Consider the following 15,955-nt stretch of genomic DNA (forward strand, 5'->3'; position numbering starts at 1 on the left):
TGTTCCTCGATAGCTCAGTCGGTAGAGCGCCGGACTGTTAATCCGTAGGTCCCTGGTTCGAGCCCAGGTCGGGGAGCCACAGAAAACCCGCAAAGGCTGGCCCATCGCCAGCCTTTGCAACAACAGCGAGCCGCAACCGCACGGCAAGCAAAAATACCGATCAATTCCTCGATAGCTCAGTCGGTAGAGCGCCGGACTGTTAATCCGTAGGTCCCTGGTTCGAGCCCAGGTCGGGGAGCCATTCAAGAAGCCTCACATGCAAGCGCGTGTGGGGCTTTTTTTCTTGGCCGAACTGCCGATGGTCGGCATGCCGAACTCTTGATGGTCAGCTACCCTTCCCCGCCACCAAGAGGAGGGTCCATGTCAAAGCAAGTTGCCTATCCACTGGCGCGAACGATGAATCGCTGGCTGCGCTGGCTGCTACTCATCGGAGCTCTGGCCGCAGTCATCACACAATTCATGTACTGGTGGAAGTTCTCGCACGGCTTCTTGAACCTGTCTGATAGCCAAGAGGTCTGGGGACAGTTCGGGGACTACGTCGGCGGAGTACTGAACCCGATTTTCTCGTCGCTAGCATTTAGCGGACTAGTTGTGACCATCGTCCTGCAAGCTCGGCAGATCGACATGATGAACCGACAGTCAGACATGGCGAAGCAGCAGTCTGAGTTGGAGATTCAACGGGTCCAATCCACTGTTGCAGACCGAATTGACGGACTGCTGGCTGCGAAGGTCCATGTGGACTCAGTCCAGCACCAACAACTGGCCTTCTTCGCGGGTTCGCCGATGTCAGTTTCAGAAATGGTTTCGGCACTTGGAACAGCAGCTACAGCAAAGCCCGAACCGGGAGAAACGAACTGGCTGCAATGGTTGTGGAACGACACAGCGGCTGAGGGACTTAGGAACTCGCTGGAAGCCCAGACAATTCCGGTCAGACTGGAATTCGAATCGTTGGCCTGGATGCTGTCCCAGTACGAAACTCTCGGCGGCTCGCCAATCGTTACTGCCTTCTACAGACGACGGTACAACGCACAGTTGGTATGGCTAGATGCACTCGGCCTCTTGAAACAAAACGTCGAAGTGCTAGCCTTCTTCCGACGATCTTCGGTCAGTGAATGATCTACACGGTTTAACCGAACGGGAGCGCTGACTTCCGGGCAGGAGCGGAGAGCAACTCTCCCCGCACGGTGACTTGGAATCCCTGATGCGCCGGGGCAAGCTCCGAGGCTGTCATTGCATTCAGCAATGCTGATGCTGCACGGAAGTGCAACGGGGATGACGGGTTGGTATGTCATTAGCGCAGCCAGGTTTGAACTTCGTCGATCGCCGATCGACGGTGCCTGACTGCGGGGAAATTTGCTCCGTTCAGGGAGCAATGCTACGTCGATGGCGCAAGGGAGGTATGCATGAAACCAAAAGATCAAGACCGCCTGCTGATCGTCGCCATTTGCCTCATCTCGCTCGCTGGGCTGGCTTACGGCGGCATAGCGATGCTGGCCTTCTTGGCATCGAAGGGCACGACCTTCAAGGAATTCGATGGCCCTGCGTGGACGCAAGCGGTGGGCTCGGTTGGCGCGATTCTGGTGGCCGTATGGGTGTTTCAAAGGCAAGCCCAGCATGCCGAATCCAGCAGCCGTCGCCAAGATGCCGCCGGTGTCAGGCTTCGCGGGGATCTGCTGAGGTCTATGTCGAAGTTGGGCTATGAAGTAGACGAGCTTGTGTTCGCAAAGTGCATTGATCCAGTCATGGCACGCTCTGTGGACAAGATCAACTGGTCCAGAGTCCGGGAAATCGAAGTGGTGCTGCTCGAGGCGCGCAACGGTATGAACAGCTTCCAGCCGGCGCAGATGACCTGTGGCGCCGAGTTGATCCTGTGGAACCTTGCGAAAGCCAGGGCGGCAGCTCTCTGCGACGAGGTCGCCCTGCTCAAGGGGAACGTATTCAGCCGCCGCGAGCAGCTCCAAAGCGCCGCCTTCATGCTGAAGTTCCAAGCTAACGACTGCGAAAGCATGGCCGTGTGGGTTGAGGCGGGCGACAGGGATGCCCTTCAGCGATTCAGGCACGGGCACATTTAGTTCACTGCAGGCCATAGACCTGCTAATCCGTAGGTCCCTGGTTCGAGCCCAGGTCGGGGAGCCAAATCTAAGCCTCATTCGCGTAAGCGGGTGGGGCTTTTTCTTTGTGGCGCAGGGTTCTTCGATAGCTTAATGCTATCAAAAATGCGACCACTTGGATGTTGTTACCAATGTTGGCCAAGTGCTCACATGCAACAATCCTTGTCATAAGAGGCATCACGGGAGACGGCAAATGGCAAAGACCCTACTCAAAAAGCTTAGCATTCGGAAGTTTCGCGCTCTTACTGATGTCGATATCGAATTCGGCACACATGTCACTGTTATTTGTGGCAAGAATGGCACTTCAAAGTCGTCCATTCTCGGAATAGCAGCGCAGATATTTAGTTTTGAAACGGACTACACCCAAAGTAGCCCTTTGCAGTTTCAGACTATTGCGGGAGGGAAGTTCAAGTCTTTGCCCGCAGAACACTTCCGATTCTCTGATCAGTTCGATACACCGGGTTCAATGACCGTGGGGGTCGAGCTTTTTGACGGCTACACCGCCGCGTCTGCTACAGCTGAGCTTGAGCTTTCAAAGCGTGGGAAGATTGCCAGACCTGTTGTGCGAAAGAACAGCACGGTGGTCACTACGGGAAATACCAGCCGAAACTTTACCCATCCCGTCATTTTCTTAAGCTTGAAGCGATTGCTACCGATTGCGTCGCGCGACTATCAAGTACATAGTTTCGCGTATCTCAACGCAAATAAGCAACAATTCCTCAACCTTACGAATGAACTGCTGAACAAGACTTCATCGGCTGCCACAAGTACGGCCGGGTCCATCAATTCCGCTGTTGCGCATGCAGACAATTACGATCAGGACTCCGTTTCAGCTGGCGAAGATAACGCCGGGCAGATAATGCTCGCACTTATGTCTTTCAGAAAACTAAAAGAAGAGTATACGGATTACAAAGGCGGTCTGCTCTTGATTGACGAGGCCGATGCCGGTCTCTTTCCTGCAGCGCAAATCAAGCTCATTGAGATCTTAAATAGAGAGTGTCACGATCTGGATCTGCAGGTCGTCATGACGTCTCACTCTCCATCGCTTATTGAGTACACCTTTGAGCAAAGTCAGAAATTTCGCCGTAGATTCAAGACAATCTATCTCAGTGATACATACGGTAGCGTGCAGGCAATGCACGACATGTCCTGGGCTGACATCAGTGCAGATTTACATACTCGAACAGTCACCGCGAATGCTGATGTCTCATTGCCATCAATAAATGTGTATTTTGAAGACAGAGAGGGGTTTGACCTTTTCAATGCGGCTCTCTATCGCAAGCCCATTAAAAAGTTCACCAATCCGCTTGAGAACATCACCCTCGGCTGCAGCAACTATATCCAGCTAATACAAAAGGGAATTCCTGAATTCGCGTCAAAGAGTATCGTCTGCTTAGACGCGGACGTCGCAAATGCTGCCCAGTACTCCTCGATTGTTCTGCTACCCGGCAGTCTGCCCCCAGATCAGCTAATTTTCGAGTTTCTGTATAATCTGCCTGCGAATCACTCGCTGTGGACAAATCCGCTACGATTCAACCGCCCAGTGTTAACGCGAATCGCTGCGCCAATCATCGCCGCGTTGTCGATCTCCGGCCCGACCGCTAATGTTGCAGCGTTGGTGACCGCATACCGGGCGGCGGATCCCAGCGGAAAGAAATTGCGCGAACTCTTCAAGTCTTTTTATAAGGATGCAGAATTTCAAGCTTTCTTAAACCAACGAAAATCAGCCCTGAATCCCTGGCGCACCTGGGTGCAAGCTAACAAGACGGAATGTGATGCGTTCACCGCACGGTTCGTGGCACAGATGATAAGCACCATGGCGGATGGGTATAACGTTGACAGGGGTAAGTTGGTGGCGTTGAATTAGCGCAAACCAAACCGATTCATATGTATTCTAACAAGCTATACACCCCACTTCGCTATCCAGGCGGAAAGGCTCAATTTGCGCCCTTTATCGCCAGGCTGATGGAGGAAAACGGCTTGGCAGGCGGGCACTATCTGGAGCCGTATGCCGGTGGCGCTGGCGTCGCTCTAGAACTTTTATTTCACGGGCACGCCGAGCATATTCACATTAATGACCTAGATCCTGCAGTCCACGCATTTTGGGTCGCGGTAACACAAGAATCAGACGCACTCCTCGATCTGCTTCACCAAACCCCAGTTGATATGGAGCAGTGGTTTAGGTGGCGTTCAGTTCTGAGAGGTGAATCGACTGGAACCGTTGTCGAAAGAGGGTTTGCGACCCTATTCCTGAATCGAACGAATCGCTCTGGAATTCTTAAGGGTGGTGTGATTGGTGGGCTCGCGCAATCGGGGACCTATAAGCTAGATGCACGCTTCAAGAAGGATGTGCTTGCCGCGCGCATAAAGAAGATTGCTCAACATGCTGACCACATCACCGTTCATTGCGAAGATGCACTAGCGCTACTGTCTAGAGCCACTCGTCTGCTACCCGTTCGCTCTCTTGTGTACCTGGATCCTCCATATTTCGTTAAAGGGCGCGGCCTATATCGAAATTACTACGAACATCAGGATCATCTCGCGATTGCTCGTCTTCTTCAGTCAAGGCAATTCAGGCGACCATGGCTAGTCTCATACGACAACGTCAATGAAATCCGGCAAATGTACGAACTGAGCAGGGGCTTAAGCTACGGCTTAAGCTATACCGCCCAGCAGCGGTATATTGGTAGTGAAGTAATGTTCTTTAGCCAGCGACTGTCAGTCCCCGACGGAGCGATTCCACAGTCGCAACTGGTCGCCTAGTCCGAAGTACGTTTAGTAGCCTGATACATCGCCACCCGCGACGGTGGCGTCCTTTTACTGGCCGGGAGGCCTATGGCAACTCTTCGAGAGATTTGAGCAGTTGGCCCCGCCTGGCCTCGGAGAGCGAGTGCCACAAGAGCAATAGCTTGGCCGTCTGGTCGTCCGGCGAGTAGAAGTACTCCACAGGCACGTCCAACGCCCTCGCCAAGTTCTCCGCAATGTTGAACCTCGGGGTGTGCACGCCCCGCTGGTACTGGCTCATCCTCACGCTGGCAGCGTCTTCGATTTCGGCCGCAACGGCCACCTGCTCCAGCGTCATCCCAGCGCGCTCCCGCGCCTGAACAAACCTTCGAGCGAATACCGGCAAGCCCTCACTGCTTGAAGGGCGCTTCGTCGCGGGTTTTCAAGGGAAGCCAATCACAAGGGAACACGCTAAAGCATGTGAGGCGGTTCATGCGATGCCTCAAGGGCAGAGCAAATCCCTCCCATGACAATGCCGACTTCCCATTCATTTCCCATCGAACCCCTGCATGTCCGCCCTGCCCGCCTGCCCCAAGTGCCAATCCGCCTACACCTACGAGGACGGCGCGCAGTTGGTCTGCCCCGAATGCGGCCATGAGTGGTCTGTCGAGGCAGCTGCTCCGGCCGCCGACGAAGTGCGTGTGATCCGCGACGCGGTGGGCAATGTGCTGCAGGACGGCGACACCGTGACGGTCATCAAGGACCTCAAAATCAAGGGCTCGTCCCTGGTCGTCAAGGTCGGCACCAAGGTCAAGAACATCCGGCTGACGGATGGCGATCACGACATCGACTGCAAGATCGATGGGATCGGCGCCATGGGGCTGAAATCGGAGTTCGTGAAGAAGGTGTGATCTGGCGTTTACGCCGACCGACCTTCGGATTCATTGATCGAGCATCGACCCGTTCATCCGTAGGTCCCTGGTTCCGGCCGATCAACGCCGCACGCGGCGCACCCGAAGCATCAGCACGACCAGCCCGAATGCCAGCAGACCCACGCTACCCGGCTCAGGAACCGGGCTGGCAAAGGACTTGGCGAAATCGGCGCCGCTGCCTTCGCTCAGCGCAGTAAAGGCGACGGCATTGCCGTTGGCATCCGTCAGGCCCGATATGCCACCCCAGGCCACGGTGTGAGACAAATCGGTGCGGAAAGCGGCGTCACTGGCCGAGCTGGCGCCGAACACATAGCCCGCTGAGGCAGAAGCGCTCACGGTGCCGGCAAAGTGCAGCGCGATTGGCGTGCCGAAGGCAAAGCTGACGGTGAACGTCTGGCTGCCGAAATCTCCATTGCTGGACTCGAACAGGGCACCGTTGCCGTTGCGGGAGATCGAATGATCACCATGCCAGGCGGCGCTGGTTGACAAGGGCGACCCCGGCAGATAGCCCGCGTTCAATGTGACGTCTGCCGTCCAGTGCCCGATGACTGACCAGTTGCCACTCACGTTGCCGTTGCCGCCGATGCTCCCCGAGGCACCGATCGAGAAGGTCAGCAGCCCCAAGGCGCCGGGGCCACACAGAGTCAGGTTCTGGCAATTGACGGCATTGATCGTGAATGCATCGTCAATGCTGCCGCTGGCCGAACTGCTGCCATTCACGGACATGGCGGCGCCATTCGTGCTGGTCAGGTTGGCGCTGGCTTCGGCCAGCAGATGCAAGGCGCCCAGCCCGGCGGAGGCTGAGGCATTGGAACGGCCCAGCCCCGTGGACACCGCCGCCCCGCCGCCGGCCGCTTCGAATTGCGAAGACGCGGCCGTGAAACTGACAGGCACCGCGTCAGCGTTGGAGTGGTAGTCGGTCGGGCCCGGGATATTGATGGTGCCGCTGCCCGCCGAAGCCGTGGCCGAGAACTTTGGCGTCGCTGCTTGCGCGGCAGCGCCGATCGACAACAGGCAGGCGGCCAGAACGAGTGCAGGTGGACGTGCCATGCCAATCTCCGATGTCGCTGAAGCGCCGGATTGACGCATGGAACCACCGTGCCGCCTAGCGCCAGCCCGGCCCGCATCGTCACTGTTGATGGCGCCAACCACCCTGTTCGGGTAATGGCACCCACCACGATTGAATTCGCGGCCGGCGCGCGATTTGACTAGATTCCCTCGGCCCGACCGTAACGCCGCAACCGAAGGAATTCATATGCATAGATCCTGGAGACTGCCCTCAATCGCCCTGCTTTTGAGCTTGCAATTCGTGGCATCCGCAGCAGCGGCAGCGCCCTGCGACGGGTCGAGCGACCCCTGCACCATCGACCTCGACCGTGCGTCGGCCAATTTCGCAACCGGCGCCGCGTCGTACTACGCCGAAGCAGTGCTGGTGAATGGCACGGACGCCTACTACGGTGCGAACCCACAGTTCCTGCCTACGCTGCAAATCACTCACTCGGCCGGCAGTGACGGCTTCACTTTCCAGCCGCAGATGTACGCCAGCGTGGGCGGTAGCGGTATCCAGGGGTTGTTCGAAGTCGCAGCCACGCTGCAGTTCACCGGCCTGTCATTCACTGCGGAACCGGGCTACCAGATCACCGGCCTTCAGGCCGTGGTGAAGGGCAGCTTCTCCTTGGTGGGCAACGGCTACGGGGGCCTGGCCTTGCCCGGCCCGCTCCAGTGGGTCGACCAGAACTTCACCGCCACGGTCCCACTCGATCCGGCCGCCGCCGACTTCCAGACCGGCTTCACTGTCGCGGCCAGCTATGTCGAGGGAGAAGAAGGCACGGCGCTGTCGTACGGGACCGGCAGTGCCAGCATCGACAGCGTGGCTTTCATCGTCAGCGTCTCACCTGTGCCCGAGCCCGGCCCGTGGGCCATGCTCGCGGCCGGTGGAGCGCTGCTGCCGTGGCTAGTGAAGCGTCGGTCACGGCGTTCTCAGGGCGCTCGCTCAAACCCTCCCCTAACTCGCGTTTGAACCTGCCGGCCGCGCGCCGGCACCCACGCCCCAACTCCCACTTCAGGAGAAGGCGTGCTTTCCATCCTGGTCGGCCACAGCTTCTTTCTGCGCTTCGACACCAAGCAGTTCGAGCGCGCCAAGCCCTACCCCCCGTTGGCCACCCTGCAGGTGGCGGAACTGCTGCGCCGCCAGGGGCATGAGGTCGCCCTCTTCGATGCGATGCTCGCCACGAGCACGCAGGACTTCGACCGCCAGCTCGCCGCCGTGCAGCCGCAGGTGGTGCTGCTCTACGAGGACAACTACAACTACCTCAGCAAGATGTGCCTGGCCAAGATGCGCGAGGCCGCCTGCGCCATGGTCGCCAGCGCCCGCCGGGCCGGAGCCCGCGTCATCGTCGCCGGCTCGGACGCCAGCGACGCGCCCGACCACTACCTGCGCGCCGGCGCCGACGTGGCACTGCGCGGCGAGGGCTTGGACGTGCTGCCCGCGCTGCTGCGCCGCCTGGAGGCCGAGGCCGCGCTGCCGGGCGACGAACTTCTCGCCGGCCTGGAACAGCCTGTCTCGCTGCAGCCGCGCGGCGGCGACGCCGACCTCGAAGCCCCGGCCGCCTGGGATCTCGTCGACATCGAGCGCTATCGCACCACCTGGGTCGCCGCCCACGGCTATTTCAGCCTCAACATGGCGGCGTCCAAAGGCTGCTCCTTCCGCTGCAACTGGTGCGCCAAGCCCATCTGGGGTCAGCGCTACCAGCAGCGCAGCGCCGCGGCGGTGGCTGCCGAGATGGCCGAGCTCAAGGCCCGCTTCGCGCCCGACCACATCTGGTTCGCCGACGACATCTTCGGTTTTCGCGCTGACTGGGTGCAGCGCTTCGCCGCCGAGCTCGACGCCCGCGGCGGTGGCGTGCCTTTCACCATCCAGACCCGCGCCGACCTGGTCAGCGACGCGATGGCCCGGGCCCTTGCCGACGCCGGCTGCCGCGAGGCCTGGATAGGCGCCGAGAGCGGCAGCCAGCAGGTGCTGGACGCGATGAACAAGGGCACGACGGTGGACGAGATCCTGCAGTCCCGCCAGCGCCTGAAGGCCGCGGGCGTGCGCGTGGGCTTCTTCATCCAGCTCGGCTATCTGGGCGAAGGCCTGCCCGAGCTGCTGCAGACCCGCCAGCTGATCGAGGCGGCGCGGCCCGACGACATCGGCGTCAGCGTGTCCTACCCGCTGCCGGGCACGCGCTTTCATGAGCAGGTCAAGGCTCAGCTGGGCGCCAAGACGCATTGGGACGACAGCGGCGACCTCGCCATGATGTTCCGCGGCACCTTCGGCAGCGAGGTCTACCGCACCGTGCGCGACCTGCTGCATGAGCAGGTGAGCCTCGGCGGCCTCGACGCTGCAGCTCGACGCCGCGCGGGGGACGAGATCAAGCGCCGCTGGGCTCAGCTGATCGAAAGCCTGAGCCCCGCCGCCGCGCTCATGCCATGAGCAAGCCCTTCAAGGCCAGCGCCCCCGTGCGCGGGTGGCTGCCACGGCGCAGCTCCCAGCCATGAAGCCGGCCGCAGCCCTCGGCAAAGGCCGCCCAGCCCGGTTGGCCGGCGGCATAGGGCTGGCTGACGTGCAGGCGCTCCAGCAGTTCGCCGGCATCCAACGGCCGCAGCAATGCATCGTCGGCAGCTCTCTCAGGCGAGGCGAAGACGAGATGGGCGAGGCGCTGCGGCTCGGCCGCCAGCGGTGCCCAACCGCCACGCAGGTCCAGCTCGTGCTTCTCGACGCCACTGCGCCGGCGGATCACCGGCGAGGCCTGGATGCGCTCGCGCAGCGCAGCGTCATCCACCCAGCGCAGCGCATCAAAGCGCAGGTGCAGGAAGTTGGCAATGCCGGTGGCCCGCAGCGTGTGTGGGTCAACAAAGCTGGCGTCTTCGGTCAGGAAGTCCAGCCCCTGCTGCATGGCATGCAAGGCCAGCGTCGACTTCCCCGCGCCGCTCTCGCCAACGATCAACGCACCGACGCCGCCCCAGCCCACGCAGCCCGCATGCAGCGGCACCAGGCCCTGGGCGCGGCAGGCCAGGCTGAACAACGCGAACTCGATCAGCTCGTAGCGTGCGTGGTACGGCCAGGCCAGCAACGCGCGCGACATCTGCACCACAGCGCGGCCCGCCGCGGCATTGACCAGCACGACATTGCTCTCATCCATGGCCGCCCCGAGCAGGCCGGCGCCACCGAGCATGCGCGCGGCGGGCGGCTCGGCGTTGAACTCGCGGCCACCCTCCACCAGCCTCAATTCGACTTGCAGCGCCGGGCCACCCAGGTCGTGCGCGGGCAGGCCGCGATAGGCCGCGTCGGCGAGGTCCAGCAACTCGGCGCTGTCGCTGCGGAACTCGACAGCAGTGCCGAGCAGCGTGAAGCCGCGTTGCAGGGCCAGCGGTGCGCGCTCGCCAAAGGGGTCGGCGATCTGCCGTGGATCAGCGCGCCAGGTGCTCATGAAGGAAGTTTCCGTGAAAGAGATTGAATTGCCCGGCACCGCGGCATTGCAGGCCGCGTTGCGGTCGACGACGGACCGCCTGGCCGCCGAGCTGGCCAGCCCGATGCCCGTGGCCCCGGCCTGGAATGATTTCGAATGGCGCGCCGCCACGGCCGTGGCCGTCATGCACGGCGTCAGCGCCCTGCTTGCCGGCCGGCTGAAGTGGGCCGGGCCGTCGCACTGGCAGGCCTTCATGGCCGAGCAGGCCGAGCAGGGCCGCAGGCGCGAGACCCGCGTGCGCACGCTGCTGGCCCGCCTGGACCAGGCTGCCGCCAGCAACGGCCTGCCGCTGCTGGCGATGAAGGGCTCGGCCCTGCTGCGGCTGGATCTCTACGCGCCGGGTGAGCGGCCGATGAGTGACGTCGACCTGCTCGCCCAGCCGCGCGACGTCGACGCCGCCGACCGGCTGATCCTCGCGGCCGGCTACGAGCAAGGCATCGCCAAACACCGCCATATCGCCTACGAGCCCCTGCAGCAGCGCGCCGACCGCGCCTTCGGCGAGCACGAGGACAACCCGATCAAGATCGAGCTTCACGAGGCCGTGCGCGAGCCGCTGCCGGTACACGAGGTCGACATCACGCCCGGCCTGCTGGCGTCCACCGCGCCGCCGGGCCTGAACACCTACGCCAGCCCGGCCATGCTGATGCGCCACTTGCTGATGCACGCGGCCGGCAATCTCTGTGGCCGCAGCGTGCGGCTGATCCAGCTGCATGACATCGCCGCGTTGGGCGCGCGGCTGAACAAAGCCGATTGGGCTGAAGCCCTGGCTCCGGCGAACGACGGCCGCGCCGCCTGGTGGGCCGTGCCGCCGCTGGCGCTGGCCGAGCGCCTCTTCCCCGGCCGGTTGCCACCCGCTGCTGCGGCTGCGGCTGCGGCTGCGCTTGCCGCCTGTCCGCCCTGGCTGCGCCGGGCCAGTGCCGGCTACCAGTTGGCCGACGTGTCCCTGTCGCGGCTGGGCATTCCGCTGCTGCCGGGCCTCGAATGGTCGCGCGGCCCGGCCGACGCGCTGGGCCTGGCCTGGCTGCGCCTGCGTCCCCAGGAGCAGGCCATCACCGCGCAGATCCTGCCGCGCCAGCACTCGCTGGCCGGTTCGGCCTGGACGCGCCAGCCGCATTGGCGCAAGGCGCTGAGCTTCCTGTTCGGCACACCACCGCGGGCGCAGACGCTGTATTCCTTGCATCGCGCCCTCGCCTACCGGCCCGCCAGCTCGGCATGAAGGCGCTCGAACTGCTCATGGCTGAAGTCCGCGTCCTCGGCGAGCGCGCGGCGCTGGGCCTCATCGGCGAGCTGCAGCCGCAATGCTTCATCGCCATCCACCCGCTGGATCAGCGCGGCCAGGCCGGCAGCGTCGCCCGGCTCGACGACCAGCGCCGCCTGTGGCGCCCATTCGGCCAGATGGCCGACCGCCGTACCGACGCCGGGCACACCCAGAACCGCCGCTTCCAGCACGGCCAGCGGGCCGGCCTCGTGGCGGGAAGTGACGACATGCAGATGGGCGCGTGCCAGCAAGGGTTGCAGTTCGGTTTGCGTCATGAAGCCGTGAAAACGCACGCGCCTGGCCACGCCCAGCCGTGCCGCCAAGGCCTGCACCTCGCCACGCAGCGTGTCCTCGCCGATGAGATCCAGCTCGGCCAGGGGCAGTTGCGCCAGCGCCTGCAGCAGGCAGGCCTGGTCTTTCACGCGATTGAGGCTCGCGACCTGGGCGAGGCGCAGCGCCTCACCGGCTTCACGTCGACGCGGCTCGCGGCTTGGCCAGGCTTCGAGGTCCACACCCAATGGCAGGCGCCGCCCCACATGACCCAGCGCGGCCAGTTGATCGAGCACGGCGCGGCTGGCAGCCGTCAGCACGTCGGCCCCACGCAGCACCCAGGCCTCGCGCAACCGGCCGCGACAGCCCAGGCGGCCGCCGTAGCCGATGTCATGCAGCGCGACGAGCTCGCCGCCGGCCACGTGCACGGCGCTGCGCAAGCCCAGCCACTTCGCCGCCGCGACGGCCACCAAGCCGCAGCTGCCCGACCAGATGGACTGCACGAGGTCGAAACGGCCGCGGCCGTGCTCCTGCACGATGGCCCGCACCGCCCGCGGCACAGTCAGGCGCCCGCCGATGTTGTGCACCCGCGCACCGCACAGCCACCACGCGCCCGGCTCGGCCTCCTGCCGCAGCGCGAACACATGCACCTCATGCCGCACAGCCAGGCGCTTGAGCAGGGCCAGCAACGCCGGCACCACCCTCACCTCGCCCGAGCGGTCCACGCCGCCGGGCACGACGACCGCGATCTTCACGAAAACACTCCATGAACACCGACACCCGACTGCTGGACACGCAGCAAGCCTTCGACAGCGTCGCCGCCGACTACGACGGCCCGCGCGGCAACAACATCGCCATTCAAGCCATGCGCGACGAGATGTGGCGCTGGCTGGCCTCCAGCTTCGCGCCTGCCAGCCGGCTGATCGACCTGGGCTGCGGCACCGGGTTGGACGCCGTGCATCTGGCGAGCCAGGGCCACCATGTGACGGCGACCGACTGGTCCGAGCGCATGGTCGAACGCACGCGGGACCGCGCTCGCGACGCCGGCCTCGATGTGGACGCGCGCGCCATCGGTGCCCACGAGCTGAACCGGCTGGAGGGCAGCTTCGACGGCGCCTATTCCAACCTCGGCCCACTGAACTGCGTGCCCGACCTGGGCGCCGCGGCTGGCGAATGCGCCCGCCTCATCAAACCCGGTGGCCGCCTCGTCTTCACCGTCATCGGGCGCTACTGCCCTTGGGAGGTCGCCCACTATGTGCGCCAACGCCGCTGGGCCCGCGCTGGCATCCGCTTCGCGCGCGACACGGTGGCCGTGGGCATGAACGGCCGCACGATCTGGACGCGCTACTACACGCCGGCCGAGTTCTACGCCGCGTTCGCGCCGCACTTCGAGCTGGAAGTGCAGCGCGGCCTGTGCGTCTTCGTGCCGCCGCCCTACCTGACCTGGCTGGCCGAGCGCCACCCGCGCTGGCACGAGCGGCTCTGGGCCCTGGACCGGCGCGTGGCCGGCTGGCCGGGCATCAACCGCCTGGGTGATCATTTCCTGCTCGTCATGCGCCGGCGCATGAGCTGAACGATCTCGTCGAGCAGGGGATGGCGGCACCAGCGCAAGGCCGCCACACAGGCGATGGGCGCGAGCGTCAACGGCACGGCCAGCACGGCCAGCGCCGCGAGCGCACTGCCACCCAGCGCCGCCCACAAAGCATGCGGCGTCTGGCCGAGATGCCGGGCCGCCAGCCAGAGCTGCACCGGCAGCGCCACGCAGGCGGCCGCACACAGCGCCCAGGCGAAGGACTGCAGGCTGCCATCAAAGAGCACGGCGCCCAGCGCCAGGCGCGCGACCAGCGTCACGCCCGTCGGCAGCGCGGCCAGCTCCGGCCGCCCGACCGCGGCCAGCGCGGCGTTGAGCTGCGTAAACACGAGGCCCAGAGCCGCTACCAGCGCGAGCGGCAGCACAGCTGGCGTGCAATCGGCCCAGGCCGGGCCGTAGAGCAGCCGCACCAGCGGTTCGCGATAGGCCACGGTGAGGGCGAGCAGCGGCCAGCCCAGGCCCGTCAGCAACGCGGTCGCTCGGCGCAGCGTCGGTTCCAGCGCCAGCGCCCGCGCATGCCGGTCGGCCAGCAGCGGCAATACGCCGAAGTTCAGGGCGCGGCCGGCCACCGTCTGCAGCAGGCTCACCACCGCCTGCGCACGACCCAACAGCCCCAGTTGATGCGCCCCGCCCAGACGCCCCAGCAGCAGGTCCGGCAGCAGGCCGTTCAGGCTGGCCAGGCTGCTGGACAACAGCGAGGCCCCGCCAAAGCCCAGCATCCCGCTCCAGCCCTGCCAGGCCGGCCGCCAGCTCAGGCCCTCGGGCCGCATGCCGGCGTAGGCCAGGCCGCAGGCGGTTGCGGCCGCGAGCTGCGCCCAGACCAACCCCATCGCGCCCGCGCCGCTGGCGCACAGCACCACCCCCACCAGCGCCTGCGTCAGCACGCCCAGCCACGACACGCGCGCAATGCGCGCCGCCGCCAGTGCGCGCAGCTGCAGCGCCGCCATCACGCCGCCGAAGGCCGACAACGGCAGGCCCAATGCCAGCACCTGCAACAGCGGCGCCAAGCCCGGCTGACCCAGCAACCGTGCCAACGGTTCGGCCAGCAGCGCCAGCGCCAGCGTCGTCACCAGCGTCGTGGACACCACCAGGCCCAGGCATGCGGAGAAGCGTGCCGGCGTCAGCTGGGGTTCACGCTGCAGATAAGCCGACACGCCGAAGTCGCGCAGCAGCTGGGCGGTGCTGAACACCGCCATCGCCAGCGCAAATAGGCCCAGCTCGGCGGGCAGCAGCAGGCGCGCCAGCACCAGGCCAAGCAGGAAGCGCATGCCGGTTTCGCCGATGGAGGACAGCAGATTGCCCAGCGCGGCGCGGCGCACGTCGACGTGGCCCAGAGCAAGCGGCAAGGCGCTCATTGGTGCATCCTTCGGCCTGCGGCCTGTCCCGCCAAGCGGGAGCGAGCTTGCTTGGGGCGGCCCGGCGCTGCGCTCATGCCGTGAGCGCATCCGAGTAGGCAGACACGAGGCTGCGGCCAAGCGCGGCGGGCGAGCAATGGGCGTCGAAGCGCGCGCGCACGCGCTGGCGCCGCTGCAACCACGGTTCGTTGGCGAGTTCGATCAGCGCATCAGCCAGCCGTGCCGCGTCGCCTACTGGCCACAGCCGTGCCGCCTGCTCGCCCGGCAGTGTGCCGAGCAGGCCGCGGAACGAGGGAATGTCAGTGACGATGGGACTCAGCCCGCAGGCCAGCGCCTCGATGACGCTGTAGCCCGAGCCCTCGCGGTGGCTGCCCTGGACGAGAAAGTCGGCCGCAGACATCAGCTGCTCGATGGCGGCGTGCGGCTGGGTGCCGAGCAGGTGCACGCGGCCGGCCAGCAGCGGGTCCCTGAGCCGCTCGCGTACGGCGTTGTAGAGCGGCGCCTTCCCAAAGCACATCCACAGCTGCAGGCCCGGCAGGCGCGGCACCGCCAGGGCAATGCCGTCGAGCACCGCCAGCGGGTCCTTGTTGGCGTTCAGGTGCCCGACCCAGAGCAGGCAAGGCGCGCCTGCCAGGCCGGTGATGCGACGCGCGTCGTCACGGTCACGTGGGCGGAAGTCGCAGCTGGATTCGGGCACCTCGTAGATCCGGGTGCGGGCCGCGACGAGGCCGCGCCGCACGAAGGGCTGGGCCTGCTCGCGAGCGCTGAACATCAGACCACGGGCCCGCGCGAGCGCACGCCGCCAGCGCCACCACGTCCAGGGCCTGCCAGGCGGGCGGGCCGCATGGTCCTGCAACAGCAGCGGTACCGCCGGGGCCAGCGCGGCAAGCCAGTGGATCTCACGCGCAAAGTCCAGCCCCTGCAGATGCAGCACATCGGGATGCAGGCGCGCCAGCAGTTCCGCCAGTGGCGCGGACGGGTGGCGCCCATCGCCTGCGTCCAGGGGCAGGAAGTGGTAGTCCACGCCGTCCTGCGTCAGATGATCACGCCGGTTGCTGCATTGCACGACGCTGACCTGTGCGCCGGCCTCGGCGGCCGACCGTCCGCAATGCACCAGGGTCGACCATTCCTGCAACAGCTGCTCGGGTGGCCTGCCGAGCGTGTCGAGGAAGGGGTTGATCTGGACGACGCGGAGCATGTCAG

15 protein-coding genes and 2 tRNA genes are annotated in these 15,955 nt (G+C 64.6%); 11 read left to right on the forward strand and 6 right to left on the reverse strand.

Annotated elements, in window-relative coordinates; translation table 11 throughout:
• Positions 1–3 precede the first annotated feature (3 nt).
• From ASC95_RS24825 to ASC95_RS30185, 6 genes are all read left to right on the forward strand, one after another.
• Positions 4–79: transfer RNA gene (locus tag ASC95_RS24825), tRNA-Asn, on the forward strand.
• 86 nt (positions 80–165) lie between these two features.
• Positions 166–241, forward strand: a tRNA-Asn gene (locus ASC95_RS24830).
• A 119-nt stretch (positions 242–360) separates the two neighbouring features.
• Complete coding sequence (locus ASC95_RS24835) at positions 361–1,116, forward strand: hypothetical protein (RefSeq protein ID WP_157256491.1); 756 nt, start codon at positions 361–363, stop codon at positions 1,114–1,116.
• A gap of 287 nt (positions 1,117–1,403) precedes the next feature.
• Entirely contained in the window at positions 1,404–2,072 is a 669-nt protein-coding gene (locus ASC95_RS24840) for a hypothetical protein (protein WP_057300317.1), read from the forward strand.
• A gap of 232 nt (positions 2,073–2,304) precedes the next feature.
• Positions 2,305–3,978, forward strand: coding sequence for an AAA family ATPase (locus ASC95_RS30180; RefSeq protein WP_082568072.1), 1,674 nt, complete (start codon positions 2,305–2,307; stop codon positions 3,976–3,978).
• Positions 3,979–3,998: 20 nt separating this feature from the next.
• Complete coding sequence (locus tag ASC95_RS30185; RefSeq protein ID WP_082568073.1) at positions 3,999–4,874, forward strand: DNA adenine methylase; 876 nt, start codon at positions 3,999–4,001, stop codon at positions 4,872–4,874.
• A 70-nt stretch (positions 4,875–4,944) separates the two neighbouring features.
• On the opposite strand, the gene ASC95_RS24850 is transcribed toward ASC95_RS30185, so the two are convergent.
• Entirely contained in the window at positions 4,945–5,241 is a 297-nt protein-coding gene (locus tag ASC95_RS24850; protein ID WP_255355280.1) for a helix-turn-helix domain-containing protein, read from the reverse strand.
• A 163-nt stretch (positions 5,242–5,404) separates the two neighbouring features.
• Here ASC95_RS24850 and ASC95_RS24855 point away from each other — a divergent pair, with 163 nt between their 5' ends.
• Positions 5,405–5,746 (forward strand): zinc ribbon domain-containing protein YjdM, encoded by a 342-nt coding sequence (locus ASC95_RS24855; RefSeq protein ID WP_056194822.1) that lies wholly within the window; start codon positions 5,405–5,407, stop codon positions 5,744–5,746.
• An 81-nt stretch (positions 5,747–5,827) separates the two neighbouring features.
• Here the strand turns inward: ASC95_RS24855 and ASC95_RS24860 are convergent, their stop codons facing one another.
• Complete coding sequence (locus tag ASC95_RS24860) at positions 5,828–6,856, reverse strand: PEP-CTERM sorting domain-containing protein (protein WP_082568074.1); 1,029 nt, start codon at positions 6,854–6,856, stop codon at positions 5,828–5,830.
• 166 nt (positions 6,857–7,022) lie between these two features.
• On the opposite strand from ASC95_RS24860, the gene ASC95_RS24865 reads away from it, so the two are divergent.
• Both ASC95_RS24865 and ASC95_RS24870 read left to right on the forward strand, forming a co-directional pair.
• A complete protein-coding gene (locus ASC95_RS24865) occupies positions 7,023–7,787 on the forward strand; it encodes a hypothetical protein (RefSeq protein ID WP_157256492.1) in 765 nt (254 codons plus the stop codon).
• Positions 7,788–7,841: 54 nt separating this feature from the next.
• Positions 7,842–9,242 (forward strand): radical SAM protein, encoded by a 1,401-nt coding sequence (locus tag ASC95_RS24870; RefSeq protein WP_057300322.1) that lies wholly within the window; start codon positions 7,842–7,844, stop codon positions 9,240–9,242.
• On the opposite strand, the gene ASC95_RS24875 is transcribed toward ASC95_RS24870, so the two are convergent.
• Entirely contained in the window at positions 9,232–10,239 is a 1,008-nt protein-coding gene (locus ASC95_RS24875; RefSeq protein WP_057300323.1) for a hypothetical protein, read from the reverse strand. The genes ASC95_RS24870 and ASC95_RS24875 overlap by 11 nt on opposite strands.
• 13 nt (positions 10,240–10,252) lie before the next feature.
• Between ASC95_RS24875 and ASC95_RS24880 the strand changes: the two genes are divergently transcribed.
• Positions 10,253–11,494: a nucleotidyltransferase family protein gene (locus ASC95_RS24880; protein ID WP_162250849.1), complete on the forward strand. Its 1,242-nt coding sequence runs from the start codon at positions 10,253–10,255 to the stop codon at positions 11,492–11,494.
• Here the strand turns inward: ASC95_RS24880 and ASC95_RS24885 are convergent.
• Positions 11,470–12,561 (reverse strand): glycosyltransferase family 4 protein, encoded by a 1,092-nt coding sequence (locus tag ASC95_RS24885; protein ID WP_057300325.1) that lies wholly within the window; start codon positions 12,559–12,561, stop codon positions 11,470–11,472. The two genes, ASC95_RS24880 and ASC95_RS24885, sit on opposite strands and share 25 nt — an antisense overlap.
• Before the next feature lie 11 nt (positions 12,562–12,572).
• Here ASC95_RS24885 and ASC95_RS24890 point away from each other — a divergent pair, with 11 nt between their 5' ends.
• Positions 12,573–13,379, forward strand: coding sequence for a class I SAM-dependent methyltransferase (locus tag ASC95_RS24890; protein ID WP_057300326.1), 807 nt, complete (start codon positions 12,573–12,575; stop codon positions 13,377–13,379).
• Here the strand turns inward: ASC95_RS24890 and ASC95_RS24895 are convergent.
• Positions 13,343–14,752 (reverse strand): oligosaccharide flippase family protein, encoded by a 1,410-nt coding sequence (locus ASC95_RS24895; RefSeq protein WP_057300327.1) that lies wholly within the window; start codon positions 14,750–14,752, stop codon positions 13,343–13,345. The genes ASC95_RS24890 and ASC95_RS24895 overlap by 37 nt on opposite strands.
• Positions 14,753–14,825: 73 nt before the next feature.
• Entirely contained in the window at positions 14,826–15,950 is a 1,125-nt protein-coding gene (locus ASC95_RS24900; RefSeq protein WP_057300328.1) for a glycosyltransferase family 4 protein, read from the reverse strand.
• Positions 15,951–15,955 lie beyond the last annotated feature (5 nt).

This window comes from Pelomonas sp. Root1217, from assembly GCF_001425705.1.
Taxonomy (GTDB): Bacteria; Pseudomonadota; Gammaproteobacteria; order Burkholderiales; family Burkholderiaceae_C; genus Pelomonas.